General features: G+C 67.2%; 19 protein-coding genes and 1 other RNA gene. 8 read left to right on the top strand and 12 right to left on the bottom strand.

Annotated elements, in window-relative coordinates:
* Positions 1-6 precede the first annotated feature (6 nt).
* The 3 genes from C4E04_RS15230 to C4E04_RS15220 form a co-directional block, all read right to left on the bottom strand.
* A complete protein-coding gene (locus tag C4E04_RS15230; protein ID WP_109598662.1) occupies positions 7-1,833 on the bottom strand; it encodes a DNA polymerase III subunit gamma/tau in 1,827 nt (608 codons plus the stop codon).
* 46 nt (positions 1,834-1,879) lie between these two features.
* Positions 1,880-1,976: signal recognition particle sRNA small type (gene ffs, locus C4E04_RS15225), an RNA gene on the bottom strand.
* Positions 1,977-2,208: 232 nt separating this feature from the next.
* Positions 2,209-3,948, bottom strand: a complete 1,740-nt coding sequence (locus tag C4E04_RS15220; protein WP_109598660.1) for a calcium-binding protein — start codon at positions 3,946-3,948, stop codon at positions 2,209-2,211.
* Between the two features lie 203 nt (positions 3,949-4,151).
* On the opposite strand from C4E04_RS15220, the gene xseA reads away from it, so the two are divergent.
* Both xseA and C4E04_RS15210 read left to right on the top strand, forming a co-directional pair.
* Positions 4,152-5,723: an exodeoxyribonuclease VII large subunit gene (xseA, locus tag C4E04_RS15215; RefSeq protein ID WP_109598657.1), complete on the top strand. Its 1,572-nt coding sequence runs from the start codon at positions 4,152-4,154 to the stop codon at positions 5,721-5,723.
* A 73-nt stretch (positions 5,724-5,796) separates the two neighbouring features.
* Complete coding sequence (locus C4E04_RS15210) at positions 5,797-6,012, top strand: DUF2093 domain-containing protein (RefSeq protein WP_109598655.1); 216 nt, start codon at positions 5,797-5,799, stop codon at positions 6,010-6,012.
* On the opposite strand, the gene lpxK is transcribed toward C4E04_RS15210, so the two are convergent.
* From lpxK to C4E04_RS15175, 7 genes are all read right to left on the bottom strand, one after another.
* Positions 6,004-7,035, bottom strand: coding sequence for a tetraacyldisaccharide 4'-kinase (gene lpxK / locus C4E04_RS15205; RefSeq protein WP_109598653.1), 1,032 nt, complete (start codon positions 7,033-7,035; stop codon positions 6,004-6,006). The two genes, C4E04_RS15210 and lpxK, sit on opposite strands and share 9 nt — an antisense overlap.
* A complete protein-coding gene (locus C4E04_RS15200) occupies positions 7,035-8,324 on the bottom strand; it encodes a 3-deoxy-D-manno-octulosonic acid transferase (protein WP_109598651.1) in 1,290 nt (429 codons plus the stop codon). Before C4E04_RS15200 ends, lpxK begins: the two co-directional genes overlap by 1 nt.
* Entirely contained in the window at positions 8,321-9,073 is a 753-nt protein-coding gene (locus C4E04_RS21660; protein ID WP_109598649.1) for a lysophospholipid acyltransferase family protein, read from the bottom strand. The genes C4E04_RS15200 and C4E04_RS21660 overlap by 4 nt, the downstream gene beginning before the upstream one ends.
* Positions 9,074-9,085: 12 nt before the next feature.
* Positions 9,086-9,319: a DUF4170 domain-containing protein gene (locus tag C4E04_RS15190; RefSeq protein WP_109598647.1), complete on the bottom strand. Its 234-nt coding sequence runs from the start codon at positions 9,317-9,319 to the stop codon at positions 9,086-9,088.
* 60 nt (positions 9,320-9,379) lie between these two features.
* The gene (locus C4E04_RS15185) at positions 9,380-10,183 is read right to left on the bottom strand and encodes a 3'(2'),5'-bisphosphate nucleotidase CysQ (RefSeq protein ID WP_109598645.1); all 804 of its coding nucleotides are present in this window, start codon (positions 10,181-10,183) and stop codon (positions 9,380-9,382) included.
* Positions 10,184-10,303: 120 nt separating this feature from the next.
* Positions 10,304-11,686: a hypothetical protein gene (locus C4E04_RS15180; RefSeq protein WP_109598643.1), complete on the bottom strand. Its 1,383-nt coding sequence runs from the start codon at positions 11,684-11,686 to the stop codon at positions 10,304-10,306.
* Positions 11,687-11,830: 144 nt separating this feature from the next.
* Positions 11,831-12,277: a nuclear transport factor 2 family protein gene (locus C4E04_RS15175; RefSeq protein WP_109598641.1), complete on the bottom strand. Its 447-nt coding sequence runs from the start codon at positions 12,275-12,277 to the stop codon at positions 11,831-11,833.
* 91 nt (positions 12,278-12,368) lie between these two features.
* On the opposite strand from C4E04_RS15175, the gene C4E04_RS15170 reads away from it, so the two are divergent.
* From C4E04_RS15170 to C4E04_RS15160, 3 genes are all read left to right on the top strand, one after another.
* Positions 12,369-12,830 carry a MarR family winged helix-turn-helix transcriptional regulator gene (locus C4E04_RS15170; protein ID WP_109598639.1) on the top strand — a complete coding sequence of 154 codons (462 nt, stop codon included), beginning with the start codon at positions 12,369-12,371 and terminating at the stop codon, positions 12,828-12,830.
* 64 nt (positions 12,831-12,894) lie between these two features.
* Complete coding sequence (locus C4E04_RS15165) at positions 12,895-13,314, top strand: glyoxalase/bleomycin resistance/extradiol dioxygenase family protein (RefSeq protein ID WP_109598637.1); 420 nt, start codon at positions 12,895-12,897, stop codon at positions 13,312-13,314.
* Positions 13,315-13,376: 62 nt separating this feature from the next.
* Complete coding sequence (locus C4E04_RS15160; RefSeq protein ID WP_109598635.1) at positions 13,377-14,597, top strand: multidrug effflux MFS transporter; 1,221 nt, start codon at positions 13,377-13,379, stop codon at positions 14,595-14,597.
* Positions 14,598-14,603: 6 nt separating this feature from the next.
* On the opposite strand, the gene ubiA is transcribed toward C4E04_RS15160, so the two are convergent.
* Positions 14,604-15,545 (bottom strand): 4-hydroxybenzoate octaprenyltransferase, encoded by a 942-nt coding sequence (ubiA, locus tag C4E04_RS15155; RefSeq protein ID WP_109598633.1) that lies wholly within the window; start codon positions 15,543-15,545, stop codon positions 14,604-14,606.
* A gap of 16 nt (positions 15,546-15,561) precedes the next feature.
* Positions 15,562-16,026, bottom strand: a complete 465-nt coding sequence (locus tag C4E04_RS15150; protein WP_109598631.1) for a hypothetical protein — start codon at positions 16,024-16,026, stop codon at positions 15,562-15,564.
* A gap of 207 nt (positions 16,027-16,233) precedes the next feature.
* Between C4E04_RS15150 and C4E04_RS15145 the strand changes: the two genes are divergently transcribed.
* The 3 genes from C4E04_RS15145 (at position 16,234) to C4E04_RS15135 (ending at position 19,987) form a co-directional block, all read left to right on the top strand.
* A complete protein-coding gene (locus tag C4E04_RS15145) occupies positions 16,234-16,992 on the top strand; it encodes a 16S rRNA (uracil(1498)-N(3))-methyltransferase (protein ID WP_109598629.1) in 759 nt (252 codons plus the stop codon).
* A 170-nt stretch (positions 16,993-17,162) separates the two neighbouring features.
* A complete protein-coding gene (locus C4E04_RS15140; RefSeq protein ID WP_109598627.1) occupies positions 17,163-18,302 on the top strand; it encodes a carboxylate-amine ligase in 1,140 nt (379 codons plus the stop codon).
* 314 nt (positions 18,303-18,616) lie between these two features.
* Positions 18,617-19,987: a glutamate--cysteine ligase gene (locus C4E04_RS15135; RefSeq protein WP_109598625.1), complete on the top strand. Its 1,371-nt coding sequence runs from the start codon at positions 18,617-18,619 to the stop codon at positions 19,985-19,987.
* Positions 19,988-19,995: the final 8 nt, after the last annotated feature.

Raw genomic sequence — 19,995 nt, 5'->3', positions numbered from 1 at the left:
GTCTCCTCAATCCAGGTCGTCGTCGGCCTCGGTCTCGTGGGCCGCCATCGCGTCCGCCTCGCCGAGAATTTCGGTCTCGGCGTCGGATGCCTGATCCTCGGACTTGCGCTCGACCACGTTGACGATCTGCGCGCCCGGGAACTTGGCGAGCACCGCCTGGACCAGCGGATGGCTGGCGGCGCCCTCCCGGCGCTCCCGCTCGGCCGCAAGGGCCTGATCGCGCAGGGTCGGCGCGCCCTCCTCGGACGACAGGGCCACCATCCAGCGCTGGCCGGTCCATTGCTGGAGCGCGCGGGAAAGGTCGTTGGCAATGGTGCGGCTGCCGCCCTCGGCGAGGCTCAGTTCGATGCTGCCCTCCTCGAAGCGGACGAGGCGCACGTCCCGCTCGAGGGCGGCCTTGAGCACGATCTCGCGCTTCTCACCGGCCATGGCGACCACGTCCTCGAAGCGGCGCAGGCGGAGCGCGGGCGCCCCCTGCGGCTCCAGCCGTGGCTGCGGGCGGGCTTGGGAGGTGGCAAGCGCCATGTTCCCCGATGAGACAGGCCCCGACGGCGAGGGCGCAGGCGACGGAGGCGGGCCGCCCGCAGGCAGCGGGTTTCCGTCCCGCAGGGCGCGCAGGGCCTCGTCCGGGGTCGGCAGGTCCGCCGCATAGGCGAGGCGCACCAGCACCATCTCGGCGGCCGCGACCGGCCGGTTGGAGGCCTGCACCTCCGGGACGCCCTTCAGCAGGATCTGCCAGGCGCGGGAGAGAGCCCGAACGGGAAGCTTACGGGCGAAATCGAGCCCCCGGCTCCGCTCGGCCTCGGACAAAGCGGGGTCCTTCGCGGCTTCGGGGATCAGCTTCAGCCGTGTCACCACATGCGCGAAAGCCGCGAGGTCGGAGAGGACCACGGCCGGGTCGGCGCCGGAATCGTATTGCGTCCGCAGGCCCGCAAAGGCCTCCGGCACGTCGCCGCGCATGACCGCCTCGAACAGGTCGATGACCTGGGTGCGGTCGGCGAGGCCCAGCATGTCGCGCACGGTCTCGGCCTTCACGATGCCGGCCCCGTGGGCGATGGCCTGATCGAGAAGCGAGAGCGAATCGCGGGCCGAGCCCTCTGCCGCCCGGGCGATGGCCGCGAGCGCCTCGGGCTCCGCCCGGACGCCCTCGGCGTCGCAGATGCGGCCGAGATGGGCCACGAGCTTGTCGGCATCGATGCGGCGCAGGTCGAAGCGCTGGCAGCGGGACAGGATGGTGACCGGGACCTTGCGGATCTCGGTGGTGGCGAAGATGAACTTGGCGTGGGGCGGCGGCTCTTCGAGGGTCTTCAGGAAGGCGTTGAACGCCTTCTCGGAGAGCATGTGCACCTCGTCGATGATGTAGACCTTGTAGCGGGCCGAGACCGGCGAATAGCGGATGCCGTCGATGATCTGGCGGACGTCGTCGATGCCGGTATGCGAGGCGGCGTCCATCTCCAGCACGTCCACGTGCCGGGATTCCATGATCGCCTCGCAATGAACGCCGAGGCCAGGCATGTGGATGGTCGGGCCGCCGGTCCCGTCGGCGGTCTGGTAGTTGAGGCCCCGGGCCAGGATGCGGGCCGTGGTGGTCTTGCCGACGCCGCGGACGCCCGTGAGCATCCAGGCCTGTGGGATCCGGCCCGTCTCGAAGGCATTCGAGAGGGTGCGGACCATGGCCTCCTGGCCGATCAGGTCGTCGAAGGTGCGGGGGCGGTACTTGCGGGCGAGGACGCGATAAGCCCCGTTGCCGGACGCGGCGGGCGCCGGCGCAGAGGGAAAGCCCGGCAGGGCCGGCTCGTCATTCGGGGGCGTGCCGGCTGTGGTTTCGTCCATCGGCTGCAAAAACTGGAAGCGACAGGAGCACCGCTGCGGGCGCCGGGGTGGGAGGCTGGACGAAGACCCGTTCGGTCTCGTTAGGGCTGCTTCCTTCCGGACCTGACCCGGTTGGCGAGTGAGACGTCCCTCGCCAACCTCCCGAGGCCTATATGGGACCTTCGGCCCCCAAACGCAAGCTCGCCGATGCCGCGCCCCGAAGGCTACTTCCCCTGCGGCTTTCCGCTTTGTGGAGAACGGGGAGAATGCATGGATTCCACATCCCTGTCGCTTCGGCGCGGGTCATCCCCGAGGCTTATGCCGTGGATCCATGTGTTCAGGGTCCTTGCAGTTTCCAGGTTGTAGCCGGATGGCTACAACCTGGTCTTGACGACCTCAGACGAAGAAGAAGTCCTTATAGGTCATCTTGAGGCCCTTCTTGAGGGTCGCGATCTCGACCGCAGCCTTCGACCCCGAGCCGTCCGCATCATAGGACAGCACACCCTTCTTCTTGTCGTAGACGAAGAAGTCGTTGGCATCCTTGGCCTTGTCGCCCACCGTGAAGAACTTGCTCGCCATCTTCAGCGGCTTGGCCTCACTGCCCTTCTTGATCGCGGCGTAGAGGCTCTTGTTGGCCTTGAACAGGCTGTTCTCCAGCCAGAGTGTGTCGTCCTTGACGGTAAAGTCGGCGATCTTGTCGAGGTTGGTCTTTTTGTTGAACTTGGCATCGAACACAAAGATGTCCTGGCCTGCGCCGCCATACAGCACGTCCTTGCCGGCCCCGCCGTAGAGCTTGTCGTTGCCGGCCAGCCCCTTGAGCACATCGTTGCCGGCGAGGCCCTTGAGCACATCGTTTCCGTCCGCGCCGGTGAGCCGGTCGGCCCGTGAAGTGCCGCGCAGGCTCAGCGAAACTGGGCCGGTAGGCGTGCTGCCGCCCCCTCTGCCTCCGGACGAGCCGCCCCCTCCGCCACCGCCCGAAGAGCCGCCATCGGACGGAGGCGGCGGCGGGGGAGGCGTTACGGTGGACAGGTCGAGGGTGGCGTCATTGAACTTGGCGAATTCGAGATTCTGCAGGGTATCGGTGCCGTCGGGGCCCGTCACCGTAATGCTGCCGTCGCTGTTCTTCACCAGCGTATAGGCGGATTTCGCCCCGGAGAACACGGCCGTGTCGGTGCCCGCCCCGCCGTCTAGGCTGTCGGCGCCCGCTCCGCCCCAGAGGGTGTCGTTCTCGCCCGCGCCCACAAGCGTGTCGCTGTGGGCAGAACCCCGAACGGATCGGATCTCGATGAAATGGTCGCCTGCGGCATCGCCCGTATTGCCGGCCTCGTGGGACAGATCGACGGTCACGCCGGCTTTCGACCGTTCATAGGACGCCAGGCTGACACCATTGCTGCCATCGAGGGTATCGGCACCCGCTCCGCCGATCAGGGTGTTATGCCCGCCGCCGCCGACCAGGAGATCGTCTCCGTAGAAGCCGTCGAAGACGTCATCCGCGTCGCCGCCGCGGGCGGTGTCGGAGCCGCTGCCGAGATCGACGATTCCTGTCGCGCGCCCGCCGGATGTGCTGTCGTAAGAGTCGTTGCCGTCCCCCAGCGTGACGGTCGTGGCCTCGGTACTGGACAGAAGGCCCCTGTTGACGACGATATCGTTGCTTTTCCCGCTGAAGATGGCTGAGTATTTGCCCGTGATCGTGCCGTCGTTCGTGACGTTGAGTGGATTGAGTCGCGTATTGAAATTGATTCCATATTGTCCACCCACGATGGTGCCATCGTTGACGACCGTCAGATTGTCCGAGCCGACGACAGCGTCCATCGTGCCCGTGATCGTGCCGTGGTTGGTCAGGGTCGCGGTATTGGCGCAGAAGAAGCCGTATCTTCCCTCAACGTGTCCTGTCGCTCCCACGAGGGTCTTTCCTATAAGGATGGAGACACCGTCATGGCCCGGGCTCGACACGAAGCCGTTGATCGTGACATCGCAGAAGTTTGCCGGATAGAGGATCACGATGCCGTCCCCGGTCGGTGTCGTGACGCGGCCGGTCTCGGTAACGGTGACCGTTATGTTGGCAGCCGTCGCGGGTGTGAAGTCCTGTTCGGTCGTGCGTTCATCGTCGATCGTGTAGTAGATATCGTCAGCCATGATGGTCTCCCCTTTTGGGGCAAATTGCCATCGCAACGTTGTTTCGTAAACTATCGTTCCGGATGGTTCCTCGAAGCGCTCCTCTTCAACGTGGGCTGCGTGCGAAACCGCACATGGCACCAGACCGGCCTGCGACCGGATGGCTGTGAGCGGTGCCCGCCGGGCCCTTGGCACGGGGGCGGGGCAGGGGGTAGGGTTTGCCCATGATGGCGGACAAGGCACCTTCGAACGCGCCGGAATGGTCGGTTTCCGACCTTGCGGGCGCCCTCAAGCGCACCCTCGAGGAGGCGTTCGGCTATGTGCGCCTGCGCGGTGAGATCTCGGGCTTCCGGGGGCAGCACTCGTCCGGACACGCTTATTTCTGCCTCAAGGACCAGAGCGCCCGAATCGACGCGGTGATCTGGAAGGGCACTTTTTCGCGATTGAAGATCCGGCCCGAGGAGGGCCTGGAGGTCATCGCGACGGGCCGCATTACAACCTTTCCGGGCAAGTCCACCTACCAGATCGTGGTGGATTCCCTGGAGCCGGCGGGCGTCGGCGCCCTCATGGCGCTCTTGGAGGAGCGCCGCCGCAAGCTCGCGGCCGAGGGGCTTTTTGCCGAGGAGCGCAAGCGACGGCTGCCTTACCTTCCGCAGGTCGTCGGCGTAATCACCTCGCCGACCGGCGCGGTGATCCGCGACATTCTCCACCGGCTGGAGGACCGCTTCCCGCGCCATGTGCTCGTCTGGCCCGTGCGGGTGCAAGGCGAGACCTGCGCGGACGAGGTTGCGGCCGCCATCCGTGGCTTCAACGCCCTCGATCCACGGGGCAGGATCCCACGCCCCGACGTGCTGATCGTCGCCCGCGGCGGCGGCTCCATCGAGGATCTGTGGGGCTTCAACGAGGAGATCGTGGTCCGGGCCGCGGCCGAGAGCGACATTCCGCTCGTCTCCGCCGTGGGCCACGAGACCGACTGGACTCTGATCGACCATGTGGCAGACCGGCGGGCGCCCACGCCCACGGGGGCGGCCGAGATGGTGGTGCCGGTCCGGGTCGAGCTGATGGCGGGCGTCCATGATCTCGCCCGCCGCCATGTGGAATCCGTATTCCGCATCCTGGAGCGGCGCCGGTCGGACCTGCGCGCCACGGCCCGGGCTCTGCCTGCCCCCGATGCGCTGTTCGCGCCCAAGCGCCAGCGGCTCGACCTCGCCGTCGCGAGGCTCCTGCCCGCCCTGTCGCGGAACTCCCGCACCCATGAGGCCCGGCTGCTCGACCTGTCGCGCCAGCTCTCGCGAGTCTCGCCGGTCGCCCGGGTGGCGGCCATGCGGGGGAAGTTCGACGCGGTGGGACAACGGCCGCATCTGGCCGTGAGCCGTTCCCTGGTCCAGCGCCAGGAGGCCCTGAAGCAGGCGGGCCAGCGCCTCGTCGTGGCCCGCGATACCCTGCTGAGGGCCGAGCGCACGCGCCTGTCCCAGTCGGCCGATCTGGTCCGGCGGGTCTCGGAACGGCTGGAGCCGGCCCTCCGAGGTCAGATCGACCGCAAGGCCAAGCGCTTCGAGTCGCTGGGCCAGCTCTTCGACAGCCTGAACTACAAGTCTGTCCTGGCGCGCGGTTTCGCCCTGGTGCGGGATGCGGACGGCCAGCCTCTGCGCGGGGCCGAGGAGGTGATGGACGGCCAGGCCCTGGTGCTCGAATTCGCCGACGGCACGGCCCAGGCCACCGGCGGCCGCGGCCTCAGGCCAAAAGTGCACCGGCCCAAGGTCGCCGTCGCGGAAGAGCAGGGCGCCCTGTTCTGATGCGGCATTGAAAACCAGGTCAGGGCGGTCTTATGTGAAGACCGTTGACCAAGACGGCGTGATGTCAGACCCCATGAACAGATTCGAGCCGATCGGCGGCGAGGCCGTCGTGCAATATCTCGACAGCGACCTGCGGGTCCTCAAGCCGGGCGCCTTCGTGCGCTGCGCCGTGACCGGCAAGCCCATTCCGCTCGACGAGTTGAAGTATTGGAGCGTCGAGCGCCAGGAGGCCTATTCGTCTCCCGAGGCGGTCATGACCCGCGTCCTGCAGGCGGCGTCCTCATCCTGAGGGAGAGGACAAAGGGACGTCAGTGCGGCGCTCAGCGACGTGGCTCAGAATGAATGTCCGGAAGGCCACCGGATCCGTCAGGCGCAGCCGCACGGGCAGGGCCCTTAGTTCGGGCCAGGCCGGCAGGTCCTTCGTGCCGGCGATCCGGGCAAGGTCCTTCTCGGTCGTGACGGGCTGGAGGCCTCGCCTCTCCGCCTCGCTGCGCAGGGCCTCGATCTCGTTCGCCGTAAAGGCATGATGATCGGCGAAGGGCAGGGCGCGTTCCACGGCAAGGCCGCAATCCCGCAAGGTCGAGAAGAACTTCTCCGGCCGGCCGATCCCCGCAAAGGCCAGGAGCGGCTTGCCGCGGAGGCTTTCGACGGCGGCTGCTTCCGGTTCGAGAACGCCCCGGAATAGCTGTTTTCCCCTGCGCACCGCCTCCGCGGCCACGGATGCGCCGGGCGCGCCTTCGCCGATGATCACGACGGCATCGACCGCGGGCCACTGCGCTTCCAAGGGCGCTCGCAAGGGACCTGCCGGCAGCGGGAGGCCGTTGCCGAGGCCGGTCGCCCCGTCGACCACCGCGATGGCGCAGTCCTTGACGAGGGAAGGGTTCTGCAGCCCGTCATCCATGACGATGGCGGTCGCCCCGGTCTCGACGGCGAGCCGTGCGCCCGCAGGCCGATCGCGGGAGACGATTGCCGGTGCTCTTCGGGCGAGGAGAAGCGGCTCATCGCCCACATCTGTGGCCCGATGTTCGGGCTGGACCTGGACGGGGCCTTTCAGGCGCCCGCCATAACCCCGAGACAGGAAGGCTGGGCGCTCGCCTGCACCTGTCAGGATCTCGGCCACCGCAAGCGCGGTCGGAGTCTTGCCGGCCCCGCCGGCCGTGAAGTTGCCGATGCACAGAACGGGCAATCCGGCCCTGCTCCCCGGTCGGCGCATCCGCGAGGCGGCAATGCCGCCATAGAGCGCCCCAACGGGCGTGAGGAGATGAGCCAGAAGGGAAGGGGGCGTCCGCCCCCAGAAGCGGGGCGCGCGCATCAGCGCCGGGCCCCGAGCTTCGCCTGGACGATGAAGGGCTCGATGGACTGGATCGTGCGGTCCACCGCCCCGCCGAGGGCCTGCACGGCATCGCCGGCGGCCCGCGCCATCGCCCGGGTGAGGGCGGCGTTGCCCAGAAGTTCGCTGACGGCCCGGGCAAGGCCCGCATTGTCCTTCACCAGCAGAGCGCCCCGGGCCTTGTCGATGGCCGCGTAGATCTCCGCCGCGTTGTGGACGTGCGGGCCGTGGAGGATCGCGGCGCTGAGCTTGGCGGGCTCGATCGGGTTATGTCCGCCGACCGGGACCAGGGTCCCGCCCATGAGGACTACGGGGGACAGGCGATAGAACAGGCCCATCTCGCCGATGGTGTCGACCACATAGACGTCCGTCGCCCGGTCCGGCGCCATGCCCTGCGAGCGGCGGCTCGCGCGCAGGCCTGCCTGCCCGGCAAGGGCCGCGACCTCCTGCCCCCGCTGCGGGTGGCGCGGGGCCACGATGGTCAGCAGGTTGGGATGACGCTGCACCAGCGCCCGGTGCACCGCCAGGGCGGCGCTTTCCTCGCCCGGATGGGTGCTGGCTGCGAGCCAGACCGGGCGGCCGGCGATCAGGCCGGACAGATGCGCGACAGCGCGCGGGTCGGCTGGAGGCGGCGGGGCGTCGAACTTGAGATTGCCGGTCACGAAGACACGCGGTGCCCCCAGCCGGGCCAGGCGCTCCGCGTCCTCGGTCGTCTGAGCGAGGCAGAGGGCGAACCGTTCCAGAAGGGCCCGGATGATGCGGGGCAGCTTCTGCCAGCGGTGGAAGGAGCGGTCCGACATGCGTCCGTTGACCATGACGAGGGGGATCTGGCGCTCATCCAGGGCCAGGACCGTGTTCGGCCAGATCTCTGACTCGGCCACGAGGGCGAGGTCGGGCCGCCAATGCTTGAGGAACCGCCGGACATAGCGCGGCACGTCGAGGGGGACGTATTGGTGCACCGCGCCGGGCGGGAGGCGGCGGGCGATGAGAGCCGCGGAGGTGCGGGTGCCTGACGTGACCAGGACCGAGAGGCCCCGCTGGGTCAGGCGCTCCACCACGGGCATCAGGGACAGGGTCTCGCCATTGCTCGCCCCGTGCACCCAGACCAGATGGCCCTTCGGCCGCGGGCGGCTGGGATAGCCCTGCCGTTCTCCGAGGCGGGTCTTGTCCTCGCGGCCCTTGCGCTGCCGCCAGTAGAGGAGGCCGATGACAGCCGGCTCCAGCACGGCCGTGAGGGTACGGTAGGTCCTGGCGAGAAGCGGTACCCTCATGCGCGGGAGCCTCCGGCGAGGGCCCGGGCGCGGTGTTCCTTCACGCGGGCGCCGGGATCCTTCGCGCCGATCAGCGCATAGGCGCGGGCATGGACGGCGTCGAGTTCCCGCTCGACAGCCTGGCGGACCGCTTCCAGGGTCTGCGCGTCCGCCTCGCGGGGGACCTGGATGGGGTCGCCGAGGACCATGGCGCCGCGGCCGAACGGGAGCCCCAGGCTCGCCCGGTCCCAGCTGTCGAAATCGATCCTGCGGCTCGTCACCACCGCGACCGGCACGATGGGGCGGCCCGAGAGCTGCGCCAGGGTCACGATGCCTTCGCCGCAAACTCGCGCAATCTTGGGAATGTCGGCGGTCATGACCACCATCTCGCCGTCGCCGAGTGCGCGCAGCATGGCGCGCATGGCCGAGACACCGCCCTTCTTGCGGATGTCGCGCCCACGGGCGCCCGAGCCGCGGATGGCCCGGATGCCGAGATGGCGAAGCGCGATGGCATTGAACTCCCCGTCGCCCGAGCGGGAGACGAGACTCGCGGCCCGGTCCTGCGGCCGCTTAGCGAAATGGATCATGAAATGCTGCCCGTGCCACATGGCGGCGATCACGGGCATCATCGGGCCGATCCGGTCATAGGCATCCGCCGGTTCCATGACGAACCGGTTGGTGCGCCGCACGAGCCCCAGATAGCTCGCCACCAGGAAGCCGAGGGCTTCCTGGACGGGGCGCGACCGCGTGATGCGCTTGACCAGGCTCATCGCGGGTTCAGGTCAGCCCTGGCTCGGCTCGAGCAGGCGATGGAGATGGACGATGAAGTAGCGCATATGCGCGTTGTCCACGCTCGCCTGCGCCTTGGCCTTCCAGGCCGTATGGGCGGTCGCATAGTTCGGGTAGATGCCGACGATATCGAGCTTCGACAGGTCCTTGAAGGTAGACGAGTCGAGCTGTTCGAGCTCGCCCCCGAACACGAGATGGAGGAGCTGCTTACCGGGCATGTCGGTCATGATGGTGTGATCTCTTTCCAGACGGTGGAGAGGGCTTGTTGCTACGGGAAAACCCGATTCTCAAGTCCTCATGGCGCCAACGGCCCGAGGATGCAACCATGACGCAGCGGCAAGCATTTCGCCGTGGCACGGATCGGGGCGGTTATAGGGCGGCAGATTGCCGCTGAAATCGGACAGGACTCCGCCGGCCTCGGCAATGATCAGATCTGCGGCCGCGATGTCCCAATCGGCCGCATTCGCCGAGACGAGACCCACGTCGATCGACCCCGCGGCGACCCGGACGAGCCGGAGAGCCAGGGACGGCACCTTAGGCAGGCGTTCCACATGGCCCAGATGGCGTTCGGCCCGGTCGATGAGGGGCTTGGGACCCGCGACCCGCAAAGGCTCCAGGGCAGGGCCTGACGGAAGCGTCATGCGGATGCCGTTGCAGAACGCCCCCTGGGACAGGCAGGCCTCGTAGAGGCGGTCATGGATCGGCGCATGGACGACGCCGAGGATCGGCCGTCCGTCCCTGACCAGCGCGATGGAGACCGACCAGTCCGGGTGGCCGGTCGCGAAGGCGCGGGTGCCGTCGATGGGATCGACGATCCACACATAGGACCGCCCGAGCCGGGCCGGGTCGTCCGCCGTCTCCTCCGACAGCCACCCGGCCTCGGGGAGGATGCGGGTCAGGCGGTCCTTGAGGAAGGAATCGACCGCGATGTCCGCCTCGGTCACCGGGGAGCTGCGCTCCTTGTACCACAGGCGCGCCGCCGTCTGCGTGCCTTCGCGGAAGAACGGAAGGGCCAGGGCGCCGGCCTCCCGCGCCGCGTCGCGCATGGCGGCGGCCAGGGCATGATCTTGGGGCGTCAGGGGAGCATCCATTGGAGCTACAGATGGGGCAAACCTGATTCGAATGCTATCGCAATCGTAACGCCCGACGGCGATTTTCGTCGCAGGGCGCGGATTCTTTTCCCGGGCATCCGCCGCCTTGAGAGCAGGCCGCTACAGTCGGAAGCCTCGCCTCAGCGAATAGGCGCGAGCCAGCATGGCGACGCCGCCTCCGCTGAACAGGCCGTTCGTGAACCATTGTGGATAATGCAGCATGTAGCGCAGGAGCTTGTCGCCGATGCGGCGCTCCCGATCCACGAAGAACAGGCTCGCGGCGACCATGGGCACGTAGCTGCGGTATTCGGGCGTCTCGCTGTCGAGGGGCTTGGTGAAGTCGATCATGCGGGCCTTGTCGCTGCGCCGCGTCATGGCGTTGATGCCGCCGGGTTCGGCCATCACCACGTCCGCATAGGTCCGGGCGATGCCGATCATCTCCTCCTCCTTCACCAGGAGGCCCTGGCGGGCGAGCGCAAGCGGAAGCTCGGCCGAAACCGTCATCTTCCAGAACCATTCCGATTTCGGATGCTTCTTGAATTCCGGATCCTGCTCGTAGGGGGTCGAGATGGCGCCGTCCCGGTCGACGACCATCGAGCCGCGATAGAAGTTGAGGAGCTTGCGCGCCCGTTCCAGATGGCGCTGCTCTTTCGTGAAGGCATAAAGCTCCACGAGGCCGGCCCCGAAGGCGTTGATGTGGTTCGTGGGGTCGATGGCCTGGGGAATGAACGCGTATCGGTAGCAGCCTGCGTCGAATGTCGGCAGGTCTACATAGAACATCTCGTATTCGTCGAAGGAGGGCGCACATTGCTGGGCGAGGCCGGCCACCTCCTCGTCGAGCTCTCCGCGCGCCGCGAGCCTGTTGGCGAGCTGGAGGATCGGCAGCGTGATGAGCCCCGTGGCCGTGACGTCGGTGCCGCGCATCTGGGGGCCGCCGAAGGAGATCACCGAGCCCCAGGATTTGACCACCCGCTTCTGGTTCTCGTCGACGATGCCGTGCCGGTCGTCCCGCGCGGCCATCACGTTGTGCGCGGCGCCTACGAGGAGGGTGAGGAACCTTGTCTCGCCCGTGGCCTCGTAGAGCTCCAGGGCCGCCCGGCCCCAGAACGACCATTGCCAGGAATAGAGCTGGCCCCGGTTGTAGAGCGGCGGCAGGGCAGGGTCCGGATTGTCGGGCGCGGTGAGCCAGCGCAGGCTGAAATCGAGGCAGTCGTAGAACACGTCCCGATGGGGCGTGCAGCTGGTGAAGACCCCGAAGGCAGAGGCCTCCGGAAAGGCCTCGCGCCGCTCCCTGAAGCTCTCCGGGTGCTCCAGGAGGGACGTGGCCTCCGCGTCTTCGACCGAGGCACCGGACAAATAGCGGCTCCAGATGCCGAGATAGCGCTGATAGGCGCTGCCGTCCTGCGAGAAGCCCGCGAAGGCGAGGCCCGGCCGCTTCGTGAAGCCGGCCAGGAGCGCCGGAGCGCAAAGCGAGCCGAGGATCTGGCGTCGCGTCGGATTCATGCGATTCCCTGGTGGCGCAGCCTCGCGGGCGGGCGGCAAGGCGCGGCGTCTGCGGATAGTGAAACAATGGCGCCGCTTAAGGCATGATCGGGTCAGGGTCAAACGGCCAAGCCGCCGCGGCTTTCCCGGGAGACCTGGTCTCTCTCAAGGGTGCAGGTCGATCAGGGCCTCATGGCTCTCCAGATCGAACGGCACTGAGACATGCTCGTGCACGATGAGCCATTGGCCCAAATGCTTCCTGTAGCCCAGGGTGACCCGCAGCCAGACCGCATCCTCCCGGCCGTCCCCGTCCCGGCGGCCGGAGCGGTTGAGGAAATGCGCGAAGGCCAGATCGACCCCGGCTGTGACCGCGATGTCCCGGACCTCGAAGATCATCTCTCCCTCGCCGGAGGCCAGGCAGTCCCGCCAATGTTGCGTATTGGCGTCGAGGCCCTCGAACCGGAGGCTGGACACGGCGTCGAAAGCCAGGATGCCGGGCGCGTAATAGGCCGCGATGCTCTCCACATCGCGGGCGCGGACAGCCTCGCACCACCCCTCGATCCGTGCATGGATCGCATCCTCGGGGCGGGGTGTGAACAATCCGCCATGCATGTAGCCGCTCCAGGTTGGGATTCGTCGGATTCGAAGGCAGCTCTCAGGCCGCTTCCTTGACATTAATGTTGATATCAACATAATATCCCTCATGTCAAAACTCGACGATGCGCCGAAAAGCGACGGCGTTCCCTTTGCCGTGACGCTCGAGGTCCGCGATGCCTGCTTCTGCCTTCATGCCCAGCGCGCGGCGCGAGCCCTGGCCCGTCGCTACGACGAAGTTCTGCGTCCCTTCGGCCTCACGAGCGGCCAGTTCTCGCTCATGATGTCTCTCAACCGCCCCCAGCCGCCGAACATGGGCAGCGTCGCGTCGCTCCTCGCCATGGACCGCACCACCCTCACGGCTGCCCTGAAGCCTCTCCAGAGGCGGGGGCTTATCCGGGTCGAGCCGGATCCCGAGGACAAGCGCAGCCGCCGCCTCGCGCTCACCCCTGAGGGTGGCGCTCTCCTGGCCGCGGCCCTGCCGGTCTGGCGGGAGACGCAGGCCGTGGTCGAAAATCTGGTCCAGTCCTCCCCGGACGACCTGCGGGCCGGGCTGCGCGCCCTGTCCTGAACGCTTCATTCGGGCGGTGCGCCGCCTCCCATCACGCCACCGCCAACAACACCCCAGAGGAACCATGGACAACGCGCCCAGAATCTCGCCCTATCTCACTGTAAAGGGCGCCGCCGACGCCATCGCGTTCTACCAGAAGGCGTTCGACGCGCAGGAAAATGCCCGCATGCCGGCCCAGGACGGCAGGCGCATCATGCACGCGCATCTCACCATTAACGGCGGCACCGTCATGCTCTCGGACGAGTTTGAGGAGTTCGATGGCGGGTCGGCGCCGGTGCCGGGCCGGCCGTCTCCGGTCTCCATCTCGGTCTCCTACGACAGGCCCGAGGAGGTGGACGCCATCTTCAAGCAGGCCGTCGCGGCAGGCAGCAAGGGCGTGATGGACCCGCACGATGCCTTCTTCGGGGCGCGCTTCGCCATGGTCGAGGATCCCTTCGGCCATCGCTGGATGCTCGTTGCCATGCTGCCTCAGGCCCAAGCTTAAAAGACCGGGCCGCCCAGCCCCGTCCATCCTCACATCCTTCGAATGATCCCCAAGGATCTCCCATGCGTTCCAGCTACGCCAGAACCGCTCTCGTCCTCGGCCTTCTCTCGGCCATCGGGCCCTTCGCGATCGACATGTACATTCCGGCCCTGCCGACGATCGCGTCGGACCTGGGGGCCTCGACCGCCGCGACTCAGATGACCCTCATGGCCTTCTTCGTGGCCTTCGGCCTCTGCCAGATCGTCTACGGGCCGGTCTCGGACATGATCGGGCGCAAGCCCCCGCTCTATGTGGGGCTCGCCTTCTTCACGGCCGGCTCCGTCGGGTGCATCCTGGCCGGCAGCATCGAGGCGCTGATCGTCTTCCGCTTCGTGCAGGGCATCGGCGCGGCCTCTGTCATGGTCATCCCGCGGGCGATCATCCGGGACCTGCATACGGGCATCGAGGCCACGCGGCTGATGTCGCTGGTGATGCTGGTGATCAGCGTGTCGCCCATCCTGGCGCCGCTGGCCGGCAGCGCCCTCATCGTGCCGTTCGGCTGGCGCGCGGTCTTCGTCGCCGTCACGGCGGCGGCGGCCGTGAGCCTCGTCCTGCTCGCCTTCTCGCTGCCCGAGACGCGCCCGCCCGCGGAGCGGATCAAGGTCAGCCTCGGTGAGGTTTTCGGTGGGTTCGGGCAGCTCTTCCGGGACCGGCACTTCCTGGCGCTCACCTTCACGGGCGGGCTCGGCATGTCGAGCTTCTTCGCGTTCCTGGCGAGCTCGTCCTTCATCTATATCGATCATTTCGGCCTGACGCCGACGCAGTACAGCTTCACCTTCTCGCTCAACGCGGTGGGCTTCATCGGCGCCTCGCAGCTCACAGCGACGCTCGGCTCCCGTTTCGGCATGAAGCGGGTCGTGGCAGCCGCCGCCTCCTGCTACGCCTTCTTCGCGGTTCTGCTCTTCGCCCTCACGGCGGCGGGGATCGACAGCCTGACGGTGTTGGTCGTGCTGCTCTTCGCGTCCTTCGCGTTCCTGGGTCTCGTCATTCCGGCCACCATGGTGCTGGCGCTCGAGGATCACGGGCCCATCGCGGGTCTGGCCTCCGCGCTCGGCGGTACGCTGCAGATGGTGGCGGGCGGCGTGATGATCGTGATCGTCAGCCTGATGTTCGACGGCACGTCCCTGCCGATGGTCGGCGCCATCGCGGCCTGCGCGGTGGGTGCGCTGGCCTTAAGCCTCGTGAGCCTGCGCCGGCCGGAGCCTGTGGCGGTGCAGCCGGTCGAGCAGGAATATGGAGTCTAAGGCGTTTCAAAGACTCCGCAGGAGGCATTCCAGGGTCATGGCCGCGAACAGGATCAGGCCCGCATCCCGATTGGACCGGAACAGGCGCAGGGCGAGAGCGCCGTCGGCGCGGTCGATCCGCGCCACCTGCCAGGCGAGGTGGAGCCCAAAGAGGCCAAGCCCCGCGAAGGCCACGAGGCCGGCTCCGGCCAGCCAGAAGGCAGGGGCCATGAAGGCGAGCGCCAGGCCGTAGCAGAGGCCGACGCCGAGCCGGACCCTCTCGCCGAAGAACCGGGCCGAGGACTTGATCCCGGCAATCTCGTCGTCCTCGATGTCCTGGAGGGCATAGATCGTGTCGTAGCCAACGACCCAGGCGATGCTGCCCGCATAGAGGAGGAGGGCAGGCAGGCTCAGGGAGCCGAAGGCCGCGGCCCAGCCCATGAGCGCGCCCCAGGCGAAGGCGAGGCCGAGGACGATCTGCGGCATCCAGAAGAAGCGCTTCATGAACGGGTAGAGCGCGACGATCCCCAGGGACGCGAAGCCCGTCGCGATGGCGAAGCCGTTGAGCTGGAGCAGGACCAACAGGCCCACCAACGCCTGAAGGCCGAGAAACGTGAGGGCGCCCTTGAGCCCGACCTGGCCCGACGGGAGGGGGCGGTCGCGCGTGCGCTCCACGCGGGTGTCGAGATCCCGGTCGACGATGTCGTTATAGGTGCAGCCCGCTCCGCGCATGGCCACGGCGCCGATCAGGAAGAGCAGGCAATGGAAAGGGTTCGGCCAGGGGAGCCCGCCCGCGACGGCGGCGAGGGCCGCCGACCACCAGCAGGGCAGGAGGAGCAGCCACCATCCGATGGGCCGCTCGATCCTGGCGAGGCGTAAGTATGGGCGAAGGGCCGCCGGCGCCAGCCGATCGGCCCAATGGCCGCGGACGGCATCCGGCAGGGAGGATGCGGCGGGACGCTCCGGCACGGAAACGGGCCGGCCCTTAGAGGGCGCCCTTCGGCATGGTGTAGGAGCCGGTCAGTCCGCCGCCGCCGAGCAATCCGCCGCCCTGCTGCTGCTGCTTCTTGGCCTGCTTCTCCATCTCGGCCAGCTTGGCGGCAGCCGAGCAGGCCTTGCCCTTCATCTCCACGGCGCGCTTGTGGTCTTCTTCGAGACCCTTGGCGAACTCGTCCGGCACCTGGCACCAGACCTTGTTCGTCTCGAGCCATTTGAGGCCCACGCTGCCGTTGGACACGAGCTTGGTGAAGATCCCGCAGGCCGCGCGGGGATCGACGGTCTTCTTCTTGCCGCCGCCGCCGAGCTTGTTGATCTGCTGGATCAGGCTCTGGCGCTCGGTCAGGAATTTCTGCGCATCTCCGCAACCGCTCGCCTGCGCGAAGGCAGGGCCGGCCATGAAGACGCCCGCGACGGCAAAGGTGGCAGCAAGGTGCGAACGAATAGGCAGCATCGACACATTCCCCGGATCTGGAAGTCCGCGACGGATCGCGGGCAGCCGTTCCGTTAACACGTTCAAACTCCCCCGGCCAAGGGGCGAATGGTCTCCCCTGCGCAGGATGTGATCGGGCGCACGCAAAATTCCGGGGGAACAGCCTGCCCGGCGCCCTCCCGTCCGGGAGACGGACTTGCTAATCCTGTCCCCACCTGCGGAGTCGCCATGGCCCACTACGATTTCAACGCCCCCCGCCTGTTCGTCGATGCGCCGCTTGCCGAGGGCGCGCGCATCGCGCTCGACCGGGCGCAGGCCAACTATCTCCTGAACGTGCTCCGTCTGAAGGCCGAGGATGCGGTCCTGGTCTTCAACGGCCGGGATGGGGAGTGGAGGGCGGCCGTGGCGGTGGAAGGGCGCAAGGCCGCGGATCTCGTCTGTGTCGCCCGCACCCGCGAGCAGACTTATCCGCTCGATCTCGTCTATGCCTTCGCGCCCCTGAAACATGCGCGGCTCGACTATATGGTCCAGAAGGCGGTCGAGATGGGCGCGGGAGTTCTCCAGCCGGTCCTGACCCGCCGGACCCAGGCCACGCGGGTGAATCTGGAGCGCATGCGGAGTAATGCCGTCGAGGCGGCCGAGCAATGCGGCATCCTGGGCCTTCCGGAGGTTCGGGAAGAGGTCGATTTCCCGAAATTCATCAAAGACTTGGAGCAGGATAGGCTAATCCTCTTCTGCGACGAGAACGCCCCCATCGCCAACCCTGTGGAGGCGCTGCGAAAAGCCGTGAACGAGGGGTGGAACCAGCCGGCCAAGTTCGCCGTTATTGTGGGCCCCGAAGGGGGTTTCGTCGACCAGGAGAGAGCTCTTGTCGCCGCCCACGAAAGATGTATCCGCGTATCGTTGGGGCCGCGAATCCTGCGTGCCGACACCGCCGCTGTCGCAGCCCTGGCGGTCGTCCAGTCGGTGCTGGGAGACTGGGTCTGATCCGATCTTCCAACGACGCACGACGAAGATTTCCCGCTAGCCTCAATAGCTTGGCAGTTCCCTTCCGGTTCGCCCCAATCTCGCCTCATTGAAGAGGAGTTTGGGCGCCGTCGAAGCGGGCGAGCGTCTAGTTCGGAAGTACTCAAGAATAAGATAAGAGGAATTCAAGTATGGGTGGGGAATTCAAGTTCGGCATCGAGGAAGAGTACTTCGTCAACGATGCCGCCAAGCGGGATGTTGCCCGCGCAAAAGTGAAGGAGTTCTTCGCGTCCTGCCACGAAAATCTCGAGGACGGCATCACGCACGAAATGCTCGAGCCGCAGATCGAGATTGCCACGAAACCCAGCGCCGACTTCGCCGAGGCCCGCGCTCAGCTCTCGAGCCTGCGCTCCTCCGTCGGTCAGATCGCCCGTGAGCACGGGCTGTCCGTCATGGCGGCGGGCACTCACCCGCTGGCCGTCTGGGCGCGGGTGCGGCCCAATGCGCAGCCCCGATACGGCAAGGTGATGCACGACCTGCAGATGGTCGGCAGCCGCACGGTGGTGTGCGGCATGCACGTCCATGTGGAAATCCCGGATCTTGCGACCCGGGTCGACATCATGAACCGCATCCAGCCCTTCCTGCCGCTGCTCCTGGCCCTGTCGACCTCCTCGCCGTTCTGGCAGTCGCAGCGCACAGGCCTCCTCGGCTACCGGCTTGCGGCCTATCGCGAGCTGCCGCGCACCGGCCTGCCGGATCTGTTCGCGGACGAGAAGGACTACCAGCGCTACATCGATACCCTCGTGGCGGCGCGGGCCATCGAGAATTCCAGCTATGTGTGGTGGTTCATCCGGCCGTCCCTGAAGCATCCGACCCTGGAATTGCGGGTCGCCGACAGCTGCACGCGTATCGACGACACCCTCGCCATCGCGGCCCTCTACCGCTGCCTCGTGCGGCACCTGAGCCGCGATAAGGCCCTCAATGCGGGCCAGACCGGCGCTTCCCGGGCCATCAACGACGAGAACAGCTGGCGGGCCCAGCGCTATGGGATCCACGGCAGCTTCGTAGATGAGGCGACGCGCAGCGCCAAGCCCGTGCGGCAGATGCTCGACGAGACCCTTGCGCTCGTGGCCGAGGACGCGGACGCCCTGGGCTGCCGTAGCGAGCTGGATCTCTGCCGCTGGATCATCGCCCGCGGCACCAGCGCCGACCGGCAGCTTTCCCTGTACACGGAAGCGGTCGGCCGCGGCCTGTCCAACCGGGATGCCCTGTTCGGCGTCGTGGACTGGCTCTCCGCCGAAACCACCGGCGATACCATGGTTCGGCATTAGCGCGGGCTGCCGAGATCTGTTGTGATGCTACTCGCCGTCATTCCGGGACAGCGCGATGCGCTGGGCCCGGAACCCATAACCACCAGCATTTCAGGGTGAAGAACAACGTCTGTCGCTGCGTCTTTCTCGAAAAACTCAGTATTTATGGGTTCCGGGCTCGCCTGCGGCGCCCCGGAATGACGGAGGGCTCGGTGGCAGAACTATATTACGATTGAGCTTTCTTCCGTCACCGCATTGCAGCTTGTCCGTAACGCGCCTATCTAGTCGCGACCTGAGTCGGCGCGCCTTGAACGCGCTTTTTGATGAGGTGGTTCATGGCGCGGGACGTATCGGATACGACCCCAATCACCACGCGTGCGGAACTCGTCGCGTGGATCGCTGACGGCGAGAAGCCGCGAAGCGAATGGCGGCTCGGCACAGAGCACGAGAAGATCCCCTTTTACACGGCCGATGCCTCCCCGGTCCCCTATGAGGGCGGGCGCGGAATCCGTGCGCTCCTGGAGGGTCTGCAGGCCCGCACCGGATGGGAGCCCATCCTCGAGCAGGAGCAGCCCATCGGGCTCTTCGACGAGGCCGGAGGCGGCGCGATCTCCCTGGAGCCGGGCGGGCAGTTCGAACTGTCGGGCGCGCCCCTGCGGACCCTGCATGAAACGGCGGACGAGACGGCGCTTCACATCGATCACGTGAAGGCCGTCGGGCAGGAGCTCGGCCTCGGATTTCTGACCCTGGGTATGAGCCCGCTCTGGACCCGTGCCCAGACCCCGGTCATGCCGAAGGCGCGCTACAAGATCATGACCGATTACATGCCGAAGGTCGGCTCGCTCGGCCTCGACATGATGTATCGCACTTGCACCGTGCAGGTGAACATGGATTACGAATCCGAAGCCGACATGGTGCGGAAGCTGCGCGTCTCGCTTGCGCTCCAGCCCATCGCCACGGCGATCTTCGCCAATTCGCCCTTCACGGACGGCAAGCCCAACGGTTTCCTGTCACGCCGCTCCGCTATCTGGCTCGACACAGACCGCGACCGCACGGGCATGATGGATTTCGCCTTCGATGACGGCTTCGGTTACGAGGCTTATGTCGACTGGGCACTCGGCGTGCCGATGTATTTCGTCAAGCGCGATTCGACCTATCACGACGTGGCGGGTGCGTCCTTCAAGGATCTGTTCGAGGGGCGGTTCGCGCGCCTGCCGGGCGAGCGCGCCACGCGCTCCGACTGGGCGAACCATGTCTCCACCCTGTTTCCGGAAGTGCGCCTCAAGCGCTATCTGGAAATGCGCGGCGCCGATGTGGGGCCGCCCGAGCAAATCGTGGCTTTGTCGGCCTTCTGGGCGGGTCTTCTCTACGATTCCGCCGCCCTCGACGGGGCCTGGGAGCTCGTGAAGGGCTGGAGCGCAGCCGAGCGCAACCGCCTGCGCGCCGATGTGCCGACCCTTGCGCTCAAGGCCGAGATCGCAGGCCGCAGCGTACGCGAGATCGCCCGCGAGGCGCTGGCGCTCTCGGAAGCCGGCCTCCGGCGCAGAGCCTTCAAGGATGCGGCAGGGCAGGATGAAACCCGCCATCTCGCCTATGCGCAGGAGATCGTCGAGACGGGCGTCACCCCGGCGGAGCGTCTCCTCGAGCGCTATCACGGTGCCTGGAACGGCTCGGTGGAGCCCGCCTTCCGGGAATGCGTGTTCTAAGCCTGCCG

Source organism: Microvirga sp. 17 mud 1-3 (genome assembly GCF_003151255.1).
In the GTDB taxonomy this organism is placed as follows: Bacteria; Pseudomonadota; Alphaproteobacteria; order Rhizobiales; family Beijerinckiaceae; genus Microvirga.
Note: the sequence above shows the minus strand (reverse complement) of the source record. Positions and strands in the feature narration are given on the sequence as shown.